The organism is Brevundimonas sp. UBA7838, assembly GCF_002500885.1.
Classification (GTDB): Bacteria; Pseudomonadota; Alphaproteobacteria; order Caulobacterales; family Caulobacteraceae; genus Brevundimonas; species Brevundimonas vesicularis_C.
Window position 1 is genome coordinate 58,335 of the sequence record NZ_DLTK01000053.1, and the last position, 349, is coordinate 58,683.

Annotated in this window: 1 pseudogene; it reads right to left on the minus strand. The window is 66.8% G+C overall.

Features of this window, described 5'->3' with window-relative positions:
* A pseudogene (locus tag B3T77_RS03940) lies at positions 1–349 on the minus strand (hypothetical protein); the annotation flags it as partial.

A 349-nucleotide genomic window follows, 5' to 3' on the forward strand; every position in this document is an offset into this window, starting at 1 on the left:
CTCTCCAGGTCGATGCGGCCGGTCAATGTCCCGACCTGGGCCGGGGTGAAGGTCGCGCCGCCGGCATTGACGTTTCCGGTGGGTGTCGCATCCAGATCGACCTTGCGATCGCCGAAATAGGCCCCGCTCGAGATCAGAAAGCCGTTGCGGAACGGATGCAGGTCCACAAAGGCGCCCGGCGACTTGAAGTCGATCTTGGCGTCGTAATCGATGCCCTTGTAGGTCTGGTCCCGATCCCATTTCAGCACGTCATAGCCGCCGCGCAGCACCACGACCGGGCTGAGCGCGAACTGGGCCTGAAGGCCGGCGCCCGGCGTGCCGGCCTGGGCGCCGACGGCGAACCGGCCGT